The sequence below is a fragment of the Streptomyces sp. NPDC058697 genome (assembly GCF_042715345.1).
GTDB classification, from domain to species: Bacteria; Actinomycetota; Actinomycetes; order Streptomycetales; family Streptomycetaceae; genus Streptomyces; species Streptomyces liliifuscus.
This window is the reverse complement of record NZ_JBHXSU010000007.1, coordinates 21,809-41,427: the sequence shown is the minus strand read 5'-3', so window position 1 is coordinate 41,427 and position 19,619 is coordinate 21,809. Positions and strand designations below refer to the sequence as shown.

Sequence of the window (19,619 nt, the reverse complement as noted above, 5' to 3'; positions counted from 1 at the left end):
TACCTGTGTCCATTGCCCAGAACCCGCTGTCCGTCGAGGTAGCACTGCCTCGCGAGGGCATCGCCCTGCTCACGGTCGAGGGCCATCTGGACATCGACACCGCCACGGGGCTGCAACATCATCTGGCGAACCAGTTCCAGCACGGCCGCCGGCACTTCCTGCTCGATCTCTCGGCCGTGCCCTTCATGGACTCGTCCGGCATGAACATCATCATCAGGGCGTACCAGCAGACCCGGGAGTCCGCGGGGAGCGTGCACATCATCGGGCCGCCGCCGGCCGTGCGGCGGATCCTGGACCTCACCGGGGTCAGCATCACCGTGCCGGTGTCGGACACCGTCGACGAAGCGCTCGCTCTCGTGGACAAGCCGCGGGACGAGCCCGAGCTCTGAACGGGAGCGCGAGCGGTACGGCGGTGTGGGGAGGGGGTCCGGGATGGGGCGGTGGATGACAACGGACAATCACGCGGAGCGAGTTCCGCGTACGGACTCACGGGTTCCGTGTACGGGTGCACGGGATCCGGTGCCGTCAGGGGGTCAGGCCGTCCTGGCGTCGGCGACGTCGTCCTCGTGGATCTCCTGCGCCGCGGCGGCGCAGAACGCGACCAGCCCCTCCAGCAGTGCGGTCCGTTGCGCGGCCGGCATGTGCTCCAGCACGGACTGCAGAGCCTGCTCGCGGCGGGAGCGCAGATCGACAAGGAAGGCACGTCCCCGGCGGCTGAGGTACAGCCGCAGTTCGCGACGGCTGGTGGCACCGGGTCTGCGTTCGACGAACCCCACGGCCTGGAGGCGGTCGCAGAGCCGGCTGGTCGAGGGAGGCGTGGAACCCAGGGCGTCGGCAAGCGTGCGCAGGTTGATGCCCTCGTGGTGTTCCAGGATGAACAGCACACGCAGCTGGGACGCCGAGACCGGAGCCGTCGAGGCACGCCCCCACAGGACTTCCAGCAGCTCCGCCGCCTCTGAGGTCACACGCGCCACTTCCTGGGGCTCCGGGCGCGCGTAGGAGGAAGTCACGGTGACACTCTCCCAGGCTTCCCGAACGCTGTCAGCCCGCCGCCTCGGGCGACCGGCCCCCGGTCACCGACTCACACAACAGACCGTCGGCGTCGGGTACCCGACGAAACGGGCCCGACGCCGACGCGGAGAGAATGGCATATCCACCATCGTGAACAGATTCGTGGCAGCCGAGCGCGCGCTGCGCTCCGCGGCACCGCACCAGCTGCTGGACGCGGTCCGCGAGGTGCTGTGCAACCGGTACGCGGCGCAGGACGCCGAACTATTCCTCGCCGACTACGGACTGACCCTGCTGCAGCCCGTGTCCGCGGCACAGCACGCCGTGGACCCGCTGCCGGTGCACGACAGCCCGGCCGGCCGGGCCTTCGGGGCGCAGGAGCCGTACACGGAGCACCAGGGCGGTGGAAGCGTGCGTCTTCATCTGCCGGTCACCGTGCGCGGCGACCGGCTCGGAGTGCTGTCCGTCACCCTGCCCTCGGCCGAGGCGGCCCGGGAGTGCCGGACCGAACTGGCCGAGGTGGCCGAGGTGCTGGGCCACGAGGTGGTGGTCGCCGACCGTGACACCGACCTGTATCTGCTGGCGCGGCGCAGGGACCGGCTCACCCTGGCGGCGGAGATGCAGTGGCAGCTGCTGCCCGCCCGCTCCTGTGCCCGGCCCGAGTTCACGCTCGGCGCCCAACTGGAGCCCGCCTACGCCGTGTTCGGCGACAACTTCGACTGGTGCGTCACCGCCGACCGGCTGACGCTCTACATCACCAACGGCATGGGCGAGGGCATCGACGCCTCGCTGCTGACCAGCCTCGGCATCAACGCGCTGCGCAACGCCCGGCGGGCGGGCATCCCCATCGCGGACCAGGCGTCCCTCGCCGACCAGGCGGTGTACGCCCACTACCGCGGCGCCGCGCATCTGTCCGTGCTGCTGCTGGACCTCGAACTGTCCACCGGGCGCCTGCGGGTCGTCGACGCCGGCTCGCCCCGGATGCTGCGTCTGCGCGACAGGTCCGTCACGACCGTGGACATGGAGGCACAGCTCCCGCTGGGCATGTTCGAGGAAACCGACTATGTGGCGCAGGAGTTCACCGTCGAGCCCGGCGACCGGCTGGTCCTCGTCAGCGACGGGGTCCACGCGGTCGCGGCACCGGGCGGCGAGCGCTACGGCGACCGGGCGCTGGCCCGGGCCGTCACCTCCACGAGCCTGGTGCCGGCCCCCGAGGTGCCCGGGGCGGTCCTACGGGAACTGACGGGGCATCGCGGCGAATCCGAGCCGGACGACGACGCGTTGGTGGTCTGTCTCGACTGGCACGGAAAGCAGCCGGCGTCCTAGGCGGGCGCCCACGGGGCAGGAGGTGTCGTGCCGGACGGCACCCCGGCTACAGTTGCCATCCGGCAATCTTTACATCGCTTTCTCGTTGCCTTCGTCAAGTTCGAAGCGACACGACGCACGTGAGGAGTGGAACAGGTGCCGGAGCACGAAACGGCAGGACAGCACGGATCGCCCGCGCGGGAGGTCGGGGACTTCCTGCGGCGCCGCCGCGAGCAGATCGCCCAACGGTGGGCCGACACCCCCTTGTTCCGTACGGTCTTCACCGTGTCCAGGGACGAGGCGGTGGAGGCGGGCAAGGCCGTGGTCGAGGCACTGGCCGGGGTGGCCGCGGCCGGCCGCGTCGAGGACGCCGAGGCGGACGGTTTCACCGTGGTGCGCGAGCAGTTGACGCGCACGGCGGCCGCCAGGTCACGCGCCGGTGCCGGCTCGGCACAGGTGTCGAACGAGGTGGACGCCCTGCGACCGCCCGTCGTGGACCTGCTCGTGGCCGACCTGTCCCAGGCGTCCGCCGAGCACGTACGCGAGTGCGCGACCGCGGTGACCGTACTGATGGGCACGCTGCGGCTGGTGGTCATGGAGTCGGCACTGAACGAGGGCCGGGCCCTCATCGACCGGCAGCGGATGGAACTGCTGGAGACGGCCACGCCCGTGATCAGGCTCTGGGACGGCATCGTCGCCGTACCGCTGATCGGCACGCTGGACAGCGCGCGCAGCCAGGTGGTGATGGAGACACTCCTGGAGTCCGTCGTCGACCAGCACGCGCGCTTCGCGATCCTGGACATCACCGGTGTGCCGACCGTTGACTCCCTCGTGGCGCAGCACCTGATGAAGACGGTCGCGGCGGCGCGGCTGATGGGAGCGGAGTGCATCGTCTCCGGCATCCGGCCGGCCATCGCGCAGACCATCGTCCATCTCGGCCTGGACCTGGGCACGGTGGTCACCCGCGCCAGCCTCGCCGACGCCCTGGCGTACGCGCTCGACCAGCAGGGCTCAGGCATCGTGGACCCGAAGCCCCGTGGGGCGGTCGCGCGGTGACCGACGCGCACGCCGGACCTCCGTGGGGGTCCGTCCCGGTGCTCAGGCTCGGCGACGTCCTGCTCGTGACCCTCCAGGGCGATCTGCACGACAGTACGGCCGAACGGCTCCAGCAGGACATCAGCGAGACCATCGCGAGCAGTTCGACCACCGGTGTGGTCATCGACCTCTCGGGGGTCGAGATGGTCGACTCGTTCCTGGGGCGTGTGCTGGCCGAGATCGCGGCGAAGGCGGGGCTCCTCGCCGCGCAGACCGTGGTGGCCGGCATGCGGCCCGCGGTCGCGATCACGTTGGTGGAGCTGGGTCTGACGCTGCCGGGTCTGCGCACCGCGCTCACCACGGAGGACGCCCTGGGCCTCCTGGGCGGGGAGGTCCAGCCGTACCGTCCCCGCGGCACACGGTGGGAGAGTCCGTGAGGCAGACAGCCGGCTGTGTCGACGCCCGCCTGCCGATCCACTCGGACATGGATCTGGTGTGGGTACGGCAGCATGTGCGGCAGACGGCCGCCCAGTTGGGCTTCGGCCTGGTGGAGCAGACCAAGCTGGTCACCGCGGCGAGCGAGCTGGCCCGCAACACACTGGTGCACGGCGGGGGCGGCGAGGTGGAGGCCACTGTCCTGAGGAACGGTCACGCACCGGGGCTGCGGCTGGCGTTCATCGACGAGGGCCCTGGCATCGCGGACCTGGAGCGGGCGCTGAGCGACGGCTACACCTCGGGGGACGGCCTCGGGATGGGCCTGGGCGGCGCCCGGCGGCTGGTCCACGAGTTCTCGGTCGACAGCAGCCCCGGAAACGGCACCACGGTCACGGTGACCTCCTGGACCGTCCGTCCGCCGCGGCAGCGGGAGGAGACCTGATGCCCCGTGTCTGGGACGTCCCGGTGCACGACTCGACACGCGTGCGCGACGCCAGGGTCGCGGCGGAGGGTGCCGCCGCCCTGGCCGGGCTCGACGGGAGCCGCACCGCCGCGGCCGCGCTCGTGGCCACCGAACTCGCCACCAACCTGCTCAAGTACGCCAAGGGAGGCCAGCTGCTCATAGAGGCCGTGCCCCCTCCCATGCTGCCGGCCGGGCAGGAAGCGGCCTCCGTGGTGCAGATCGCCGCGATCGACCACGGCCCCGGCATGGCCGATGTCCCGGCCGCCCTGCGTGACGGTTTCTCCACGGCGTCCACGCTCGGCGCCGGGCTCGGTGCCTGCCGGCGCATCGCCGACGACTTCGATCTGCACAGCGTGCCGGGGCGGGGCACGGTCGCGCTGGCGCGGATCGGTGCCGCCCATTCCGGTACCGCCGCCCGCGGTCGCCATCACGCGATCGCTCCCGATCCGGTTGCCGCCACAGCTCGGGCGGGCGGGGTCAACATCCCCTTCGCCGGCGCGGAGTTCTCCGGTGACGCCTGGGCGTGGGTCCGGGCGGGCCACCGTACGACCCTGATGCTGGCCGACGGACTGGGCCACGGCCCCGACGCCGCCCGGGCCTCGTCCGCGGCAGTTGAGGCACTGCGCCGCTCGGGCCATCTGCCGCCGGCCGAAGTGCTCCGGTACCTGGACGCGGAGCTCCGCCCCACCAGGGGCGCCGCGGTCGCCGTGGCCCAGCTCGACACGGAGACCGGGCAGTTGACCTTCTCCGGGATAGGGAACATCGGTGCCCGGCTGCGCACGCGTGAGGGCTGGCGGCCCCTGCTGTCCCGTCCCGGCATAGTCGGCGCCCACCGGCCCACGACCATCCCCGAACACCATGCGACGTGGGACGCGGACTGTCTGCTGGTCCTGCACAGCGACGGGCTGCCCAGCCGCTGGACCCCGCCCACGGACGCCTGCCTCGCGTCCTACGACCCGGCTGTGATCGCGTCCGTCACGGTGCGCGACGCGAGCAGCTCCGCCCGGCCGGTACGGGACGACACCGCTGTCGCCGTACTGAGCCCCGTTCCGCCGGACGGCACACCATGATGCGTACCTGGCACATCACCACGGTCACCGACGCCGCGCGGGCCCGTATCGACACGGCACGTCTGACGGCCGCGTACGGGGTGCCCGGTCTGGAGCGGACCCGGCTGACCACCGCGCTCAGCGCGCATCTGCGGCAGTGCCTCACGAAGGGCGGCACGTGGCGGCTCTGCCTGGAAGCGACGCCCTCGGTGTCGCCCTCGGTGCCGCCCGGGGACGGTCTCCTGCGGGCCGTCGTGACCTCGTTCGACGACGCCGGCGCCGACGGGCAGCCGCCGTGGCACATGACGGTCACCTGCCCGGAGGGCGCGGACCTGTCGGACATCGGCGCCGTGGCGGACGATTCCGCGATCCTGGCCGAGGCACTGCTGGGCGCCGACGAGGACACGGCCCTGGTCCTGGAGAAGCTCGGCGAGCAGGAAGGGCTGGTGGACTTCCACCGGGAGGAGCTGCACCAGACCAACCAGGGCGTGCTGGCCCTGCACGCCGAACTCGACGCGGCGGGACGGGCCCAGCGCGAACTCTTCGCCGCCGAGCGGAAGGCTCGTACCGAGGCGGAGAGTGCCCGCCGCAGGCTGACGTTCCTGGCCGACGCCAGCGCCGTACTCACGGCTTCGCTCAACCACGACGAGATCGTGCGGCGGCTGCCCAGCCTTCTGGTGCCGGAGTACGCCCGCAGTGTCGACGTGTGGCTGTTCGACGGCGAGGACGACGAGCTGCGGCAGAGTCCGCGTCCGGCCGCCGCCGTGGTCGCTGCCCGCAGCGGACGCCCTCAGTACGCCGCCGGCCATCCGGGGGGCCTGCCCGGCGTCGACGACCTGCCCCCTTCCGCGCTGCATCCCACGCGGCCCCTGCTCTGCGTTCCGCTGCCGACACGGCGGGCGCCGCTCGGGGTACTGATCCTCACGCCGCCCGGCGAACGCTGGGACGCCGACGACGCAGTCATGCTGATCGAACTCACGCGCCGTGCCAGCATCGCCATCGACAACGCCCGGCGCTTCGAGCACAACCGCGACATCGCCGAGACACTGCAGCGGGCCCTGCTCACGGATCTGCCCACCGCTCCGGAACTGCGCCTGGCGGCCCGCTATCTGCCGGCCACCCACGGTCTGAACATCGGCGGGGACTGGTACGACGCCTTCCGCCAGCCCGACGGCAGCCTGATCACCGTCGTCGGCGACGTGACGGGGCACGGACTGCACGCAGCCGTCATGATGAGCCAGTTGCGCACGGCGCTGCGCGCGTACGCCGTCGACGGAGGCACCCCCGGCCAGCTCCTCACCCGGCTGCACATCCTCCTCCACCACCTGCAGCCCGATCTGTACGCGACGGCCGTCATCGCGCGCTTCCACCCCGACGATCCGACGCTCACCTGGGCCGCGGCCGGCCACCCGCCGCCGGTGCTGCGCACTCCCGACGGGGAGGTGCACACGCTCGACGCCAAGCCCGGTGCCATGCTCGGCATCCCGCTGCGCCAGGTGATCGACGACCACACCGTGCGCCTCGACCCAGGTTCGACGCTGGCCCTCTACACGGACGGGCTCGTCGAGCGCCGCGCCCAGGGCATCGACCCGGGAATCGAGCGTCTTGCCGCGTCGCTCGGGGCCTTCCGTTCCGAGGACCTCGACACGGACCTGGACGGCTCGGCCGACCGTCTCCTGCATCCGTTGTTGAGCGACTCCGAGCGGGACGACGACGTGTGCCTGCTCCTCTGCCACATCCCGGGCCGGGCGGCGGAGACGGTACGCCCCTCCCCCACCGGACTACCCGTCTGACGGGCGTCAGCCGCCGGTCCCTGTTTCTCCCCCGCCCCGCGTGTCGCCCCGCAGCCGCGGACGTGTGCGGGCGCGGGCCTGCTCGAAGGCGCCCAGTCCTCGTTGCAGAGAAGCACGTTCGCCGGGCGTCATCGCCCCGAACACGGCGGCCAGACACAGGGATCGCCGCTCGGTGACGTCCGCCAGGAACCGCCGTCCGTCGTCGGTGACCACCAACCGCACCTCACGGCGGTTGTGGGGCTGGACGGTCCGCTGCAGCAGCCCGGCGGACACGAGCCGGCCGCACAGCCGGCTGGCGGTGGGCAGTCCTATCTCCAAGTGCTCGGCCAGAGCGGTGAGATTGAGCTCGGGCCGGCGACGGACCGTCTGCAGGGCGAACAGCTGACGCGCGGACAACTGCGGGACGACGTCCTCCGCCGCCGCGAACCAGAGCGTCACGAGACTCTCCACCGTGTCGACGACGTGGCGGGCAAGCGTGTCCGGCTCGTTGCCGGGGTCCTGGTCGCGGCCCGTGGGCCGGTCGGTCTCCACAAGCGCTCTCTCAGTGAACTGCGGACAGGGCAGCTGTCATGTAGGTCGGCCCTACCCGAAGAACCGGACCGTACACGGCCCGGCTCCCGCTCGTTGTACGCCTGTCCAGCCGCTCGGGGCCCAACGCCCCCGGCCTCCCGTCCCCGCGCGCGGTGTGCGGGGACGGGAGGCCGGGCCGGTGGCCGGACGGCCGGTCAGCCGGTGGCGAGAGCGCTCCTCAGCACGGTCACTGCCTGGCCTATGGCGGCGCGGGCCGCGTGGGTCTCGGCGAGGGCGTTGAGCATCACGAAGTCGTGGATGATGCCCTGGTAGCGGACCGCCGTGACCGCGACGCCCGCCTCGCGCAGCTTGTTGGCGTAGGCCTCGCCCTCGTCGCGCAGGACGTCGGCCTCGCCGGTGATGACCAGGGCCGGCGGCAGACCGGTGAGCTGCTCGGTGGTGGCGCGCAGCGGGGACGCGGTGATCTCGGCGCGCTGCTTCTCGTCGGTCGCGTACTGGTCCCAGAACCACTGCATGGCGTCGCGGCGCAGGAAGTAGCCCTCGGCGAACTGGTGGTAGGAGCCGGTGTCGAAGGCCGCGTCGGTCACCGGGTAGAAGAGGACCTGCTGGACGAGGGGCACGTCACCGCGCTCCTTGGCCATCAGGGTCAGGGCCGCGCTCATGTTGCCGCCGACGGAGTCGCCCGCCACCGCGATACGGGAGGCGTCCAGGTTGTGCTCGGCGCCGTCGGTGACGACCCACCGGGCGACGGTGTAGTTCTGCTCGATGGCGACGGGATAGCGGGCTTCGGGCGAGAGGTCGTACTCGGGGAAGACCACGGCCGCGTTGGCACCGACTGCGAGTTCACGGACCAGGCGGTCGTGGGTGTGGGCGTTGCCGAAGACCCAGCCGGCGCCGTGGATGTAGATGATCACCGGGAGGACGCCGGAGGCACCCGCCGGGCGGACGACGCGTGCCCGGACCTGTCCGGTGGGGCCGCCGGAGACCGTGACCCACTCCTCGTCGACGTCGGGCTTGGTGATGTCGCCCGACTGCACCTCGTCCACGGTCTTGCGGCCCTCTGCCGGGCCGAGGTCGAACAGGTACGGCGGGTTCGCGGTCGCCTCGGCGAAGGCCGCGGCGGCGGGCTCCAGGACGGGACGGGTGCCGGTGGTGTCGGTCATGGCGATCTCCTCGGATCCGGTGCCGTGGGCAGGCTCCGTCGACGGTCTTTCGCCGGAGCGGCGGCACACCACGAAAGTAGCGCACTATTAAGTCGTGCACAACTAATTAGGGTGCGATAGAATCGAGGAGACTCGAACGGTAGAGTGGAGATCACCGTGCGCCACACCGGAGCGGGCACAGGAACAGGGAGCGACACCGTGAGCACACCAGGGGCCGAACCGACCCGGGAGGGTTCCCTGCTCCTGGACGACCAGCTCTGCTTCGCCCTCTATGCGGCCTCGCGTGCGGTCACCGCCCGCTATCGGCCCCTGCTGGACGAACTCGGACTGACCTATCCGCAGTACCTGGTCATGCTCGTGCTGTGGGAGCAGGACCAGATCTCCGTACGGGACCTGGGCAACGCCCTCCAACTGGAGTCCAGCACCCTCTCCCCGCTCCTCAAGCGCCTGGAGGCGAACGGCCTGCTGCGGCGCGAGCGCCGGGCGGAGGACGAGCGTTCCGTCGCCCTCCGCCTCACAGACGCCGGAGCCCGGCTCAAGGAGCAGGCGGACACCGTCCCCCTGGCCATCGGCGACGCCATGGCCCTGACCCCCGAACAGGACGCCACAGCAAAGCAGTTGCTCCGCCTACTGACAACAAACGTCACCCGGTAGGGACACGGCCCCGCAGCCCCGCCCCTCAAGGGGCGCGGGGAACTGCGCGACAAGCCCCCACCGAACCCGCAGACGAATCACCACGCATCCAGCGAAGCGTTACTGCCGAGCCCACTTCTGATTGGCACCCCCACCACAAGTCCACAGGACAACCTTCGTCCCGTTGGCGGTAGCGGCGTTGTACGCATCCAGACAGAGCCCGGCATTCACATTGGTCACGGTCCCGTCGGCATTCACGTTCCACTTCTGATTGTTGCCCCCGTTGCAGTCCCAGACGACGACCCTCGTGCCGTTGGTGGTCCCCGCCTGATAGGCGTCGAGGCACTTGTTGCCGTAGACCACGAGCTCCTTGCGCGCGGTGTACGTCCAGGACTGGTTGACCCCGCCCGCGCAGTCCCACAACTGCGCCTGGGTGCCGTTGGTGATGGTGTTGTTGTCGACGTCGAGGCAGCGGCTCGACTGCTGCCCGATGAACTCCGTGCCGTTGGTGCCGGGCAGCGGCCGTACCTCGATCGCGTCCAGATCGGGCGTCCAGGCGGAGGCGTTGGAGAACGTCAGGGTGTTGGCCGAGCCCTTGGCCAGGGACACCTCGACCGAGACGGTGCCGGGCGTGGTCCAGGAGCCGGTCGGCGGGAAGGAGACCTTGGTGGCCGTCTGCCCGTTGACCTGGAGGACCGCCGTACGGGCCGCGCTGTCGCCGTTGGTGTAGGCGATGTCGACGACCTTGGTGCCCGTGTCGGCTGCCGAAACGGCGTTGAACCGCAGGGTGTTGGCCGCGCCGTTGCCGACACCGCCCACCTTGGTACCGCCGGAACAGTTGGCACAGGTGGCATCGGCCGCCGAGCCGCCCTTGGTGTTGCCCGACGCCTCGGCCTCGTACGTGGTGCTCGCGGCCTCGGTGGCGCCGGTGACGGTGAGCATCACCGAGTCCTTGGCGGGGACGCTGACCGTGTAACTCGTGCCGAAACTGCCCACGTTCGCCCGCGTCCAGAGGTTGCGGACCGTCGCGGACGCGTTGGTCAGCCCCAGGTCCGACCAGCGGACGGTCATGTTCTGTGCGCTGGAGGTGCGGTTGAGGAGGACGACTGCGCGCTTGCCGGTGCCGGAGAGGACCTTGCCGTACACCTGCAGCCCGGAGGTGTCCTCGGCGACCTTGACGCCCTGGAGGCCGCGCGGGTCCTGGTCGACCGCGATGACCTCGGGGTTCTTCAGGATGTTCGCCGACTCCGTGCTCATCGTCGCGAGGTTGTTGCCGGCGAGGAGCGGCGCCCCGGAGACGGCCCAGAGGTTCATGTGGCTGCGGTTCTGGGCGGCGGTGAAGCCGTCCATGCCGACCATGAGCATGTCGGGGTCGTTGTAGTAGCCGGTGTGCTGGGCGGTGGGGTGCACGTTGGTGTCGAAGTTGGTCAGCATGCTGTCCCACGACGGCGAGTTGCCGTGGAAGATGATGTCGGTGTTGGTCCGCCACAGGGCGGCCATTCCGGCGCCCCAGTTCCACGGGTTCTGCTTGCCCCAGTTGCAGATCGACAGGGTCAGCGGCCGTCCGGTGGTGGCCGTCGCCTTCGCGGCGGCGTCGCTGATGGCCTGGTACGTGGTCCTGGCGTCGAGGCCCTCGACGTCGCCGCCGCACCAGTCGACCTTGACGTAGTCGAAGCCCCACCGCGAGAACTGGAGCATGTCCTGCTCGTAGTGGCCCTCGCTGCCACTGCCCGGGGCGGCGGGACGGCCGGTCGGGAAGTAGTAGCCGCAGCCGTCCCTGCCCGCGTCGGTGTAGATGCCGGCCTTGAGGCCCTTGCTGTGGATGTAGTCGGCGATGGCGCTCATCCCGCCGGGCCATTCGGACTCGTCGATCGTGATGTTGCCCGCGCTGTCGCGGGTGCCCTGCCACCAGCCCTCGTCGAGGTTGATGTACTTGTAGCCGGCCGCGGGCAGGCCCGCCGCGACGAACGCGTCGACCTGCGTCTTGATGACGTTGTAGTCGATCCGGGCGGCGAAGGTGTTCCAGGAGGCCCAGCCCATCGGCGCCGTCGGCACCGGGATCTGATTGGACGTCACCGCGACCGGCTGCACCCGGTCGAGATCGACAGCCGCCCGCTCCTGGAGACCGACCAGGGCGCCGGCCGCCAGGGCGAGAACGGCGGCACGGACAACGACAGCTCTGCACAGACGTCTTGCACGGGGGACGAACTGCGGAAAAGGCATGGGGGTTCCTTCCGGGGGCGCGGCAACCCAGCACACAGGAATGGTCGACATATCGAACACTGAACGAGTTGTCGAACCGATGGGACGCCGAAGCTAGGCCCGCACCACATGGAAGTCAACGGATCGTCACCACTGGATTTCCATCAGTCGCACAGACCCCGGGGAAGCGACGCCCACGACGGACACCCGTCACACCGAATCAACCGGAGCCGAACGCGCCGGAAGCGTTGACGTGTCCCCACCCCAAATCTATGTTTTGGTCGAACTTCCGCACGCCGTACGGCATTTCGAACATCCCTGACGTCCGTACACCCGTCACCCGATCCCGACCCTCCGCGCAGAGACGAGGAACGAATGGCCCCCGCCTTCCCCAGACGGAGACTCCTCCAGGCCGCACTGTTCGCCACGGCGACCCCGGCGTTCTCGTACGCGGCGGGAGGCGGTTCGGCCGCGGCCGCCACGCTGCCCGCGCCCGCCGCCTGGACGCTCCGGCCGTTCGAGCTCAAGGACGTGAAGGTCGGTCAGGGCGTCTTCGCCGCCAAGCGCCAGCTGATGCTCGACCACGGCCGCGGCTACGACGTGAACCGGTTGCTCCAGGTGTTCCGCGCCAACGCCGGGCTCTCCACCGGCGGCGCGGTCGCCCCCGGCGGCTGGGAGGGCCTGGACGGTGAGGCCAACGGCAACCTCCGCGGCCACTACACCGGCCACTTCCTGACCATGCTGTCCCAGGCGTACGCGAGCACCGGCGACCAGGTGTACGCCGACAAGATCCGGACCATGATCGGCGCGCTCACCGACGTGCGCGCGGCTCTGCGCAAGGACCCGGCTGTGCTCGGTGTCACCGGGAAGTTCGGCACCGCTGCCGAGAACGTGCGCGGTTCCTACCAGTACGTCAGCCTGCCTGCCGCAGTGCTCAACGGCTCCGCGACGATCACCCTGTCGGCCTGGGTGAAGCCCACCCACGACGCCAACTGGACCCGGGTCTTCGACTTCGGCAACAACAACACCCGGTACATGTACCTGGCCGCCCGCAACGCCGGCGGCGTACCGCGCTTCGCCATCTCGACCAACGGGCCCGGCGGGGAACAGGGACTCAACGGCACCGCCGCGCTGCCGCTGAACCAGTGGAGCCACCTGGCCGTCACGATCTCGGGGAGCACCGGCACCCTCTACGTCAACGGCACCTCCGTCGCCCAGAACACGTCGATGACGCTCAACCCGTCGTCCCTGGGCGCCCTGACGAACAACTGGCTCGGCCGCTCGAACTTCGACGACCCGGTGTTCGCGGGCGTCTACGACGAGTTCAACATCTGGTCGCGGGCGCTGACCGCCGCCGAGATCACGTCGTTGCAGAGCAATCGCGCCGCCGCCTCCTCGGCAGGTCGCGGCACCCTGGCCTCGTACACCTTCGACGAGACCGCGGGCGGCACCTTCGCCGACGCCTCGGGCCGTGGGCTGACCGCCACCCTGCGCCGGACCTGGGGCGGGCCGAGCCATACCGGGTTCCTGGCCGCCTATCCGGAGACGCAGTTCATCGACCTGGAGTCGCGGACCAGCCCGGACTACACCAAGGTGTGGGCGCCCTACTACACCGCGCACAAGATCCTCAAGGGCCTGCTGGACGCGTACCTCGCCACGGACGACGCGCGGGCGCTCGATCTCGCGTCCGGGATGTGCGACTGGATGTACTCCCGGCTGTCCAAGCTGCCCGAAGCCACCCTGCAGCGGATGTGGGGCATCTTCTCCAGCGGCGAGTTCGGCGGAATCGTCGAGACGATCGTCGACCTGTACACGATCACCAGCAAGGCCGAACACCTCGCGCTGGCCAGGCTGTTCGACCTCGACAAGCTCATCGACGCCTGCGCCGCGAACACCGACACACTCGACGGGCTGCACGCAAACCAGCACATCCCGATCTTCACCGGGCTGCTGCGGCTGTACGACGCAACGGGCGAGACGCGCTACCTCACCGCAGCGAAGAACTTCTGGGGCATGGTCGTGCCCCACCGCATGTACGGCATCGGCGGGACCAGCACGGCCGAGTTCTGGAAGGCGCGCGGGGTGATCGCGGGGACGATCAGCGACACCACCGCCGAGTCGTGCTGCGCATACAACCTGCTGAAGCTCAGCCGGATGCTGTTCTTCCACGAGCAGGACCCGAAGTACATGGACTACTACGAGCGGGCCCTCTACAACCAGGTCCTCGGCTCCAAACAGGACAAGGCCGACACGGAGAAGCCGCTCGTCACCTACTTCATCGGCCTGACACCCGGTCACGTCCGGGACTACACCCCCAAGCAGGGCACCACCTGCTGCGAGGGCACAGGTATGGAGAGCGCCACCAAGTACCAGGACTCGGTGTACTTCAAGAAGGCCGACGGGAGCGCGCTGTACGTCAACCTGTACAGCCCCACCACCCTGACCTGGTCCGAGAAGGGCGTCACGGTCACGCAGACCACGGACTACCCGAGGGAACAGGGCTCCACCCTCACCTTCGGCGGCGGCAGCGCGGCCTTCGAACTGCGGCTGCGGGTGCCGTCCTGGGCGACGAGCGGCTTCCGGGTGACGGTCAACGGCGGTGCGGTGAGCGGGACTCCGGTCGCCGGAAGCTACTTCGCCGTCACACGGACCTGGCGCAGTGGTGACGTGGTGAAGGTCGCCATCCCGTTCCGGGTCCGAGTCGAGAAGGCCCTCGACGACCCGGGACTGCAGACCCTGTTCCTCGGTCCGGTCAACCTGGTCGCCCGCAACTCCGGTACGAGCTACCTGCAGTTCGGGCTCTTCCGCAACGCCGCGCTCTCCGGCGACCTGCTGCCGAGCCTCTCCCCCGTGTCAGGCAAACCGCTCCACTACACGCTGAACGGCACGGAGTTCGCCCCGTTCTCCGAGGGCACCGAGGACCCGACCCACGCCTACTTCAGGCGTTCCGAGCCCAAGGTGGTCTTCGGCACCACCGATTCCGGCGTCACCAACCCGGCCCGGTCCGACGGCACCACGCTCCTCGACGAGATCTGGGCAGGCGCCCCCTTCGGCAACAAGGCCGCGCTGGTCTCGCGCGTGCAGAGCACGGTGAACTCGTGGGTGTCGGCGGGCCTTCTCGGCCAGGCAGACGGCCAGAAGGTGGTGACCACGGCACAGAACGCCTCGTACGTGTCCTGACGCCCTGTCCGTACGCCCTGTCCGTTCATGGCCCGACCGTCCCGGGCGTCGCGCAACCGAGCGCCTGTCGCGGTCGTGGGACGATCGGGCCATGCTGCTGGAGACCCCCAGACTCGTACTGCGCCGATTCCGTGCCGAGGACGCGGCGCCGCTGGCCGCGTACCGGTCCGATCCGCTGGTGGCCCGCTATCAGAGCTGGACCGCGCCGGTGCCGCTCGACTCGGCGGCGCGGATGGTGCGCGGCATGGCCACGGGGTCCCCAGAGGAACCGGGATGGTTCCAGTACGCGATCGAACTCAAGGCCGACCACTGCCTGGTGGGCGACGTCGGGGTCTGCCTGCACGAGAACCGCATGCAGGCGGAGCTCGGCTTCACCCTGGCCGGCGACCGGCAGGGGCAGGGCTACGCCACGGAGGCCGTACGAGCTGTCCTCGGCGATCTCTTCGATCACCGAGGACTGCATCGGGTCTCCGCCGAGTGCGACGCGCGCAACGACCGTTCGGCCCGGCTGCTGCGACGGCTCGGCTTCGTCCAGGAGGGCCTGCTCCGCCAGGCCACCTGGCTCAAGGACGAGTGGACGGACGACCTGCTGTTCGGCCTGCTGGCCTCGGACTGGCAGTCGTCCGACAGGGCCTAGTCCGGGCCCGGTCCGTCCTCGTCCCGTCCCTCACGCGTCGGCCGCCGCGTACACCCGGCGGCCGTCGACGAACGTCTGGAGCACCCGCGTGGCGGCGATCTCCTCCGGCGGTCCGGCGAAGGGGTCGCGGTCCAGGACGACCAGGTCGGCGAGCCTGCCGACGGTGATACTGCCGGTGATGTCGTCGAGGTGATTGGCGTGAGCGCTGCCCGCGGTGTACGCAGCGACGGCGGCACCGAGGTCGAGTTTCTGGTCCGGCAGGAAGGCGGGCGTGCCCTCGGGTGCGTCGGGGACGACTCGGTTGACGGCGACATGGAGGGCCGCCAGGGGGTCGGGGCTACTGACCGGCCAGTCGCTGCCCGCGGCGAGGGTGGCTCCGGCGCGCAGGAGGTCGCCGAACGGGTACTGCCAGGCGGCCCGTTCGGGGCCGAGGAACGGGATGGTGAGCTCGTCCATCTGCGGTTCGTGGGCGGCCCACAACGCCTGGAGGTTGGCGGTCGCGCCCAGTGCGCGAAAGCGCGGTACGTCCTCGGGGTGGACGACCTGGAGGTGGGCGAGGTGGTGGCGGGTGTCGCGCCATCCGTTGGCCGTGCGGGCCGCCTCCACGGCGTCCAGCGCCTCACGCACCGCGCGGTCGCCGAGCGCGTGGAAGTGGACCTGGAAGCCGAGCGCGTCGAGTTCGGTGACGTACTTCTTCAGCTCGTCCGGCTCGACGAAGCTGATCCCGGAGTTGTCGGAGGCACAGCCGCAGCCGGTGAGATACGGGCCCAGCAGGGCGGCGGTGTGGTTCTCGGCGATGCCGTCCTGCATGACCTTCACGGTGGTGGCCCGGAACCGTCCCCGGCTCGACTCCTCCCTGCGGGCGGCGAGTTCGGGGATCTGTTCGCCGCCCCGGCTCCGGTCCCACCACAGGGCGCCGACGACCCGGGCGGTGAGCAGGCCGCGGTCGACCGCCTCGTGATAGGCGGGCGTCGGATCGGTCATGTTGGCGAACTCGCCGACGATGGCGTCCTGCCAGGCGGTGACCCCGTACGAGTGCAGGACCGACTGGGCCCGCAGCAGTGCGGCGAGTTGTTCCTCGGGGGTGGGGTCGGGCATCAGGCGGGACACCAGGTGGGCCGCGCCTTCCTGGAGCATGCCGGTGGGGTTGCCGTCGGCGTCCCGCTCGATGCGGCCGTCGGACGGGTCGGGGGTGCTGGCGTCGATGCCGGCCCGTTGCAGGGCACGGGAGTTGACCCAGGCGCCGTGGTGGTCGCGGTTGGGCAGGAACACGGGCCGGTCGGGGACGACCGTGTCCAGCAACGCGGCAGTCGGGGTGCCGCCCGGAAAGGCCTCCATGGACCAGCCGCCCCCGGTGATCCACTCGGCTTCGGGGTGCTCGTCGGCGTACGCCCTGACGCGCCGCAGGTACTCCTGCGGGTCGATGGTGTCGTTCAGGTGGCACAGGCCCAGTTCGGCGCCCGCGCCCTGGGGGTGGACGTGGGCGTCCTGGAAGCCGGGCAGCAGCAGTCGTCCGGCGAGGTCGACGACCTCGGTACCGGTGCCGATCAGCTCGTGGACCTCGTCGTGGCCGACGGCGACGATCCGCCCGCCGCGCACGGCCACGGCGGTGGCCCGGCTGCGCGCGGCGTCGACGGTGTGGACGGGTCCGCCGGTGAGGACGAGGTCGGCGGCCTGGGGGTGGGACATGGGTTCAGCGCTCCAGAGGGGAGGGATCGGACGGTCCGTCGGGAGGGGGTCACACGGCGGTGCGGTCCATCGGGAGGGCGAGCGCGTCGGCGTCGGTGCCGCGCCCGGTGGTGAAGTACGGCGAGCGGCGGGCGTACTTGGCGACGGCAGCCATGACGAGTCCGCTCAGCACGATGGTGAGGGGCAGGGAGAGCATGAACCAGCCGTTGTCGGGGCTGAGTTCGATGTGGTCGGTCATGGTCAGGTACGAGTATCCGAGGTAGCCGCCGAGGCCGAGCAGGACCAGTCCGGAGGCGGCCGGCACGCCGACGGCGAGCAGTGCCTCGCGGGGCCCGTCGTGCCGGGCGGCGCGGAAACGGACGGCGCAGGCGAGCGCGGTGAGGCCGTAGTAGAGGGCGACGACGAGGCCGATGGCGTTGACGGCGGCCAGCAGCATGTCGCTCAGCTTGGGGATGGCCATGGCGAGCAGGGCGATGGTGGCGGCGATCGACATGACGACGACGGTTCCGGCGGCGGGCGTCCCGTACTTGGGGTGGATGCGGGTCCACACCGGGCCCATCGTGCGGTCGCGGCCCATGGCGAGCAGTCCGCGGGCGGTGGGGATGACGGAGGACTGGACGGAGGCGACGGCCGAGAACATCAGGGCGAGCAGCGGGAGGCTGGCCCAGGGTTCGGCGGCGAGCTTGGCGCCGAGGTACGGGAGGACCTGCGGGCCGTTCTCGATGAGTTCGGGCAGGCTCATCTCCCGCTGGAAGGCGACCGAGGCGAAGATGAAGAGCCCGAGCATGGCGAACAGGGCGATGAACCCGCCGCGGGCCGAGTCGCCGGGGCTCCTGGTCTCCTCGGTGACGCTGAACGCCGCGTCCCAGCCCCAGAAGAAGAACACCGCCAGGACCATGCCCTGCGCGAAGGCCGTGCCGCTGGAGATCTCGAAGGGGTTGAACCACGCCCAGGAGAAGTCCTGGTGGCCGGTGACCAGGGCCCAGGTGCAGAAGACCAGCAGGACGGCATACTCGAAGACCAGCAGGCCGAACTGGAGCCGGGTGGCGCTGCGTACGCCGGTGATCGCGAGGACGGTGACGGCGGCGAGGACCACCAGGCCGACGACCGTGCTCGCGGCGGTGGACGTCGGGTCGAGGGCGATCCCGGCGAGGGTGTCCAGGCCGGCCTTGTTGGCGAAGATCAGCACGACCGAGCCGGTCACCGCGCTGGTGTAGGCGAGGAAGATGATCGTGCCGACAAGGGTGACCCAGCCGGCCAGGAAGCCGGGCCAGGGGCCGAGGGACTTGCCGACCCAGGTGTAGCCGTTGCCGCAGTTGGGTTCCGAGCGGTTGAGGCGGGCGAAGGCCGTGGCGATGCCGAGGACGGGCAGGAACGCCAGGAGCAGCAGGGCCGGGGCCTGGAGACCGACGATCGTGCCGATGGTGCCCATGCCGATGGCGATGCTGGTGGTGGCCGCCGTGCTGGAGGCGGCGATGGCGACACCGTCGACGACGCCGAGCGAGCGGCGCAGTTCGGCGGGCGGGCGGTCCGGAGCGGACTTGCCGGGAGCGAGGGAGGACATCGGGGCTCCTCACGAGGAGGGAGAGGGACGGGAGGAAGAGCCGTGTGGGGATGCGAAGGATGGAACAACGGCCGCACACCTTGCGTCAATGCCGTTGACATAAGGCTGGGGTGCGCCGTTCACTGAGCGTGCACAGGCCCGTCGACCGTGCGAAGGGATCCGCCCTCATGCCCACCCGCGCCCCGCAGGAACGCCGACGCCGCCGCCCGACCGCCTCGGGCGTCGTGCTGTCGAAGGAGCTCATCACGGAGACCGCGCTGCGGCTGATCGGCGAGCACGGTCCTGAGGCGCTGAGCGTGCGCCGCCTCGGCGCGGCCCTCGGGTGCGACCCGAGCGCGCTCTACCGCTACTTCCGCAACACCGACGATCTGCTGCTGGCCATCGCCGACCGGATCATCGGGGACACCATGGTCGGCTTCGTGGCCGGTCCCGACTGGGTCGCCTCGCTGCGCGAGATGGCGATGCGGGTACGTGCCGGATACCTCGCCCATCCGCGGGCCGCGGCCATGGCCTCGTACCGGGTCACGCGCCGCGAGAACGAGTTCCGTGCCGTGGAGACCGGGGTCGGTCTGCTGCTCTCCGCCGGCTTCCCTCCGGCCGACGCCGTCCGCCTCTACCTGGCCTTCATCGACACGGTCCTCAGCCACGCGGCCCTCGACGCGGCATGCCACGCGCTCCCGCGGCAGCAGCGCGAGGCCGACGAGCGGGCGTGGACGGAGGCCTACCAGTCGGTCGACCCGGCGGCCTACCCCGCGCTGGGCGAGGTGCGGGGCGAGCTGCACGCCATGGCCGAGAGCTCCTTCGAACCGGCCGTGGACCTGCTGCTCGACGCACTGGCGGCCAAGGCCTCGGCCCTTCGCCCGCGGACGTGAACCGCTCCTCCTAGGCGCACTGTCGCACTCCGCAGGGAGCGGTCATGCTTGCCCCGACGA

Annotated in this window: 17 protein-coding genes; 11 read left to right on the top strand and 6 right to left on the bottom strand. The window is 70.7% G+C overall.

Annotated elements, in window-relative coordinates; all coding sequences use genetic code 11:
- The first annotated feature begins 5 nt into the window (after positions 1-5).
- Positions 6-389, top strand: a complete 384-nt coding sequence (locus tag ACFWXQ_RS18515) for an STAS domain-containing protein (protein ID WP_383953522.1) — start codon at positions 6-8, stop codon at positions 387-389.
- A gap of 144 nt (positions 390-533) precedes the next feature.
- On the opposite strand, the gene ACFWXQ_RS18510 is transcribed toward ACFWXQ_RS18515, so the two are convergent.
- Positions 534-1,010, bottom strand: coding sequence for a MarR family winged helix-turn-helix transcriptional regulator (locus ACFWXQ_RS18510; protein ID WP_383953520.1), 477 nt, complete (start codon positions 1,008-1,010; stop codon positions 534-536).
- Between the two features lie 151 nt (positions 1,011-1,161).
- On the opposite strand from ACFWXQ_RS18510, the gene ACFWXQ_RS18505 reads away from it, so the two are divergent.
- The 6 genes from ACFWXQ_RS18505 (at position 1,162) to ACFWXQ_RS18480 (ending at position 7,088) form a co-directional block, all read left to right on the top strand.
- Positions 1,162-2,334: a PP2C family protein-serine/threonine phosphatase gene (locus tag ACFWXQ_RS18505; RefSeq protein ID WP_383953518.1), complete on the top strand. Its 1,173-nt coding sequence runs from the start codon at positions 1,162-1,164 to the stop codon at positions 2,332-2,334.
- A gap of 135 nt (positions 2,335-2,469) precedes the next feature.
- Positions 2,470-3,369, top strand: coding sequence for an STAS domain-containing protein (locus tag ACFWXQ_RS18500; protein WP_383953516.1), 900 nt, complete (start codon positions 2,470-2,472; stop codon positions 3,367-3,369).
- On the top strand, positions 3,366-3,785 hold the full coding sequence (locus ACFWXQ_RS18495) for an STAS domain-containing protein (RefSeq protein WP_383953514.1): 420 nt from the start codon (positions 3,366-3,368) through the stop codon (positions 3,783-3,785). Before ACFWXQ_RS18500 ends, ACFWXQ_RS18495 begins: the two co-directional genes overlap by 4 nt.
- Before the next feature lie 47 nt (positions 3,786-3,832).
- Entirely contained in the window at positions 3,833-4,225 is a 393-nt protein-coding gene (locus ACFWXQ_RS18490; protein WP_383953528.1) for an anti-sigma regulatory factor, read from the top strand.
- Entirely contained in the window at positions 4,225-5,316 is a 1,092-nt protein-coding gene (locus tag ACFWXQ_RS18485; RefSeq protein WP_383953512.1) for a SpoIIE family protein phosphatase, read from the top strand. The genes ACFWXQ_RS18490 and ACFWXQ_RS18485 overlap by 1 nt, the downstream gene beginning before the upstream one ends.
- A complete protein-coding gene (locus ACFWXQ_RS18480) occupies positions 5,313-7,088 on the top strand; it encodes a PP2C family protein-serine/threonine phosphatase (protein ID WP_386268591.1) in 1,776 nt (591 codons plus the stop codon). The genes ACFWXQ_RS18485 and ACFWXQ_RS18480 overlap by 4 nt, the downstream gene beginning before the upstream one ends.
- A 6-nt stretch (positions 7,089-7,094) precedes the next feature.
- Here the strand turns inward: ACFWXQ_RS18480 and ACFWXQ_RS18475 are convergent, their stop codons facing one another.
- Complete coding sequence (locus ACFWXQ_RS18475) at positions 7,095-7,619, bottom strand: MarR family winged helix-turn-helix transcriptional regulator (protein ID WP_386268589.1); 525 nt, start codon at positions 7,617-7,619, stop codon at positions 7,095-7,097.
- 194 nt (positions 7,620-7,813) lie between these two features.
- On the bottom strand, positions 7,814-8,782 hold the full coding sequence (locus ACFWXQ_RS18470) for an alpha/beta hydrolase (RefSeq protein WP_383953964.1): 969 nt from the start codon (positions 8,780-8,782) through the stop codon (positions 7,814-7,816).
- Positions 8,783-8,980: 198 nt separating this feature from the next.
- On the opposite strand from ACFWXQ_RS18470, the gene ACFWXQ_RS18465 reads away from it, so the two are divergent.
- On the top strand, positions 8,981-9,436 hold the full coding sequence (locus ACFWXQ_RS18465; protein WP_383953966.1) for a MarR family winged helix-turn-helix transcriptional regulator: 456 nt from the start codon (positions 8,981-8,983) through the stop codon (positions 9,434-9,436).
- Positions 9,437-9,535: 99 nt separating this feature from the next.
- Here the strand turns inward: ACFWXQ_RS18465 and ACFWXQ_RS18460 are convergent, their stop codons facing one another.
- The gene (locus ACFWXQ_RS18460; protein ID WP_383953968.1) at positions 9,536-11,638 is read right to left on the bottom strand and encodes a ricin-type beta-trefoil lectin domain protein; all 2,103 of its coding nucleotides are present in this window, start codon (positions 11,636-11,638) and stop codon (positions 9,536-9,538) included.
- Between the two features lie 354 nt (positions 11,639-11,992).
- Between ACFWXQ_RS18460 and ACFWXQ_RS18455 the strand changes: the two genes are divergently transcribed.
- Together ACFWXQ_RS18455 and ACFWXQ_RS18450 are read left to right on the top strand one after the other, a co-directional pair.
- Positions 11,993-14,797 carry a beta-L-arabinofuranosidase domain-containing protein gene (locus tag ACFWXQ_RS18455; RefSeq protein ID WP_383953970.1) on the top strand — a complete coding sequence of 935 codons (2,805 nt, stop codon included), beginning with the start codon at positions 11,993-11,995 and terminating at the stop codon, positions 14,795-14,797.
- Positions 14,798-14,888: 91 nt separating this feature from the next.
- A complete protein-coding gene (locus tag ACFWXQ_RS18450; RefSeq protein WP_383953972.1) occupies positions 14,889-15,434 on the top strand; it encodes a GNAT family N-acetyltransferase in 546 nt (181 codons plus the stop codon).
- 30 nt (positions 15,435-15,464) lie between these two features.
- On the opposite strand, the gene ACFWXQ_RS18445 is transcribed toward ACFWXQ_RS18450, so the two are convergent.
- The gene (locus tag ACFWXQ_RS18445; RefSeq protein WP_383953974.1) at positions 15,465-17,123 is read right to left on the bottom strand and encodes an amidohydrolase; all 1,659 of its coding nucleotides are present in this window, start codon (positions 17,121-17,123) and stop codon (positions 15,465-15,467) included.
- Positions 17,124-17,172: 49 nt separating this feature from the next.
- Positions 17,173-18,687, bottom strand: coding sequence for an APC family permease (locus ACFWXQ_RS18440; RefSeq protein WP_383953976.1), 1,515 nt, complete (start codon positions 18,685-18,687; stop codon positions 17,173-17,175).
- Between the two features lie 167 nt (positions 18,688-18,854).
- Here ACFWXQ_RS18440 and ACFWXQ_RS18435 point away from each other — a divergent pair, with 167 nt between their 5' ends.
- Positions 18,855-19,559 carry a TetR/AcrR family transcriptional regulator gene (locus ACFWXQ_RS18435; protein WP_383953978.1) on the top strand — a complete coding sequence of 235 codons (705 nt, stop codon included), beginning with the start codon at positions 18,855-18,857 and terminating at the stop codon, positions 19,557-19,559.
- Positions 19,560-19,619 lie beyond the last annotated feature (60 nt).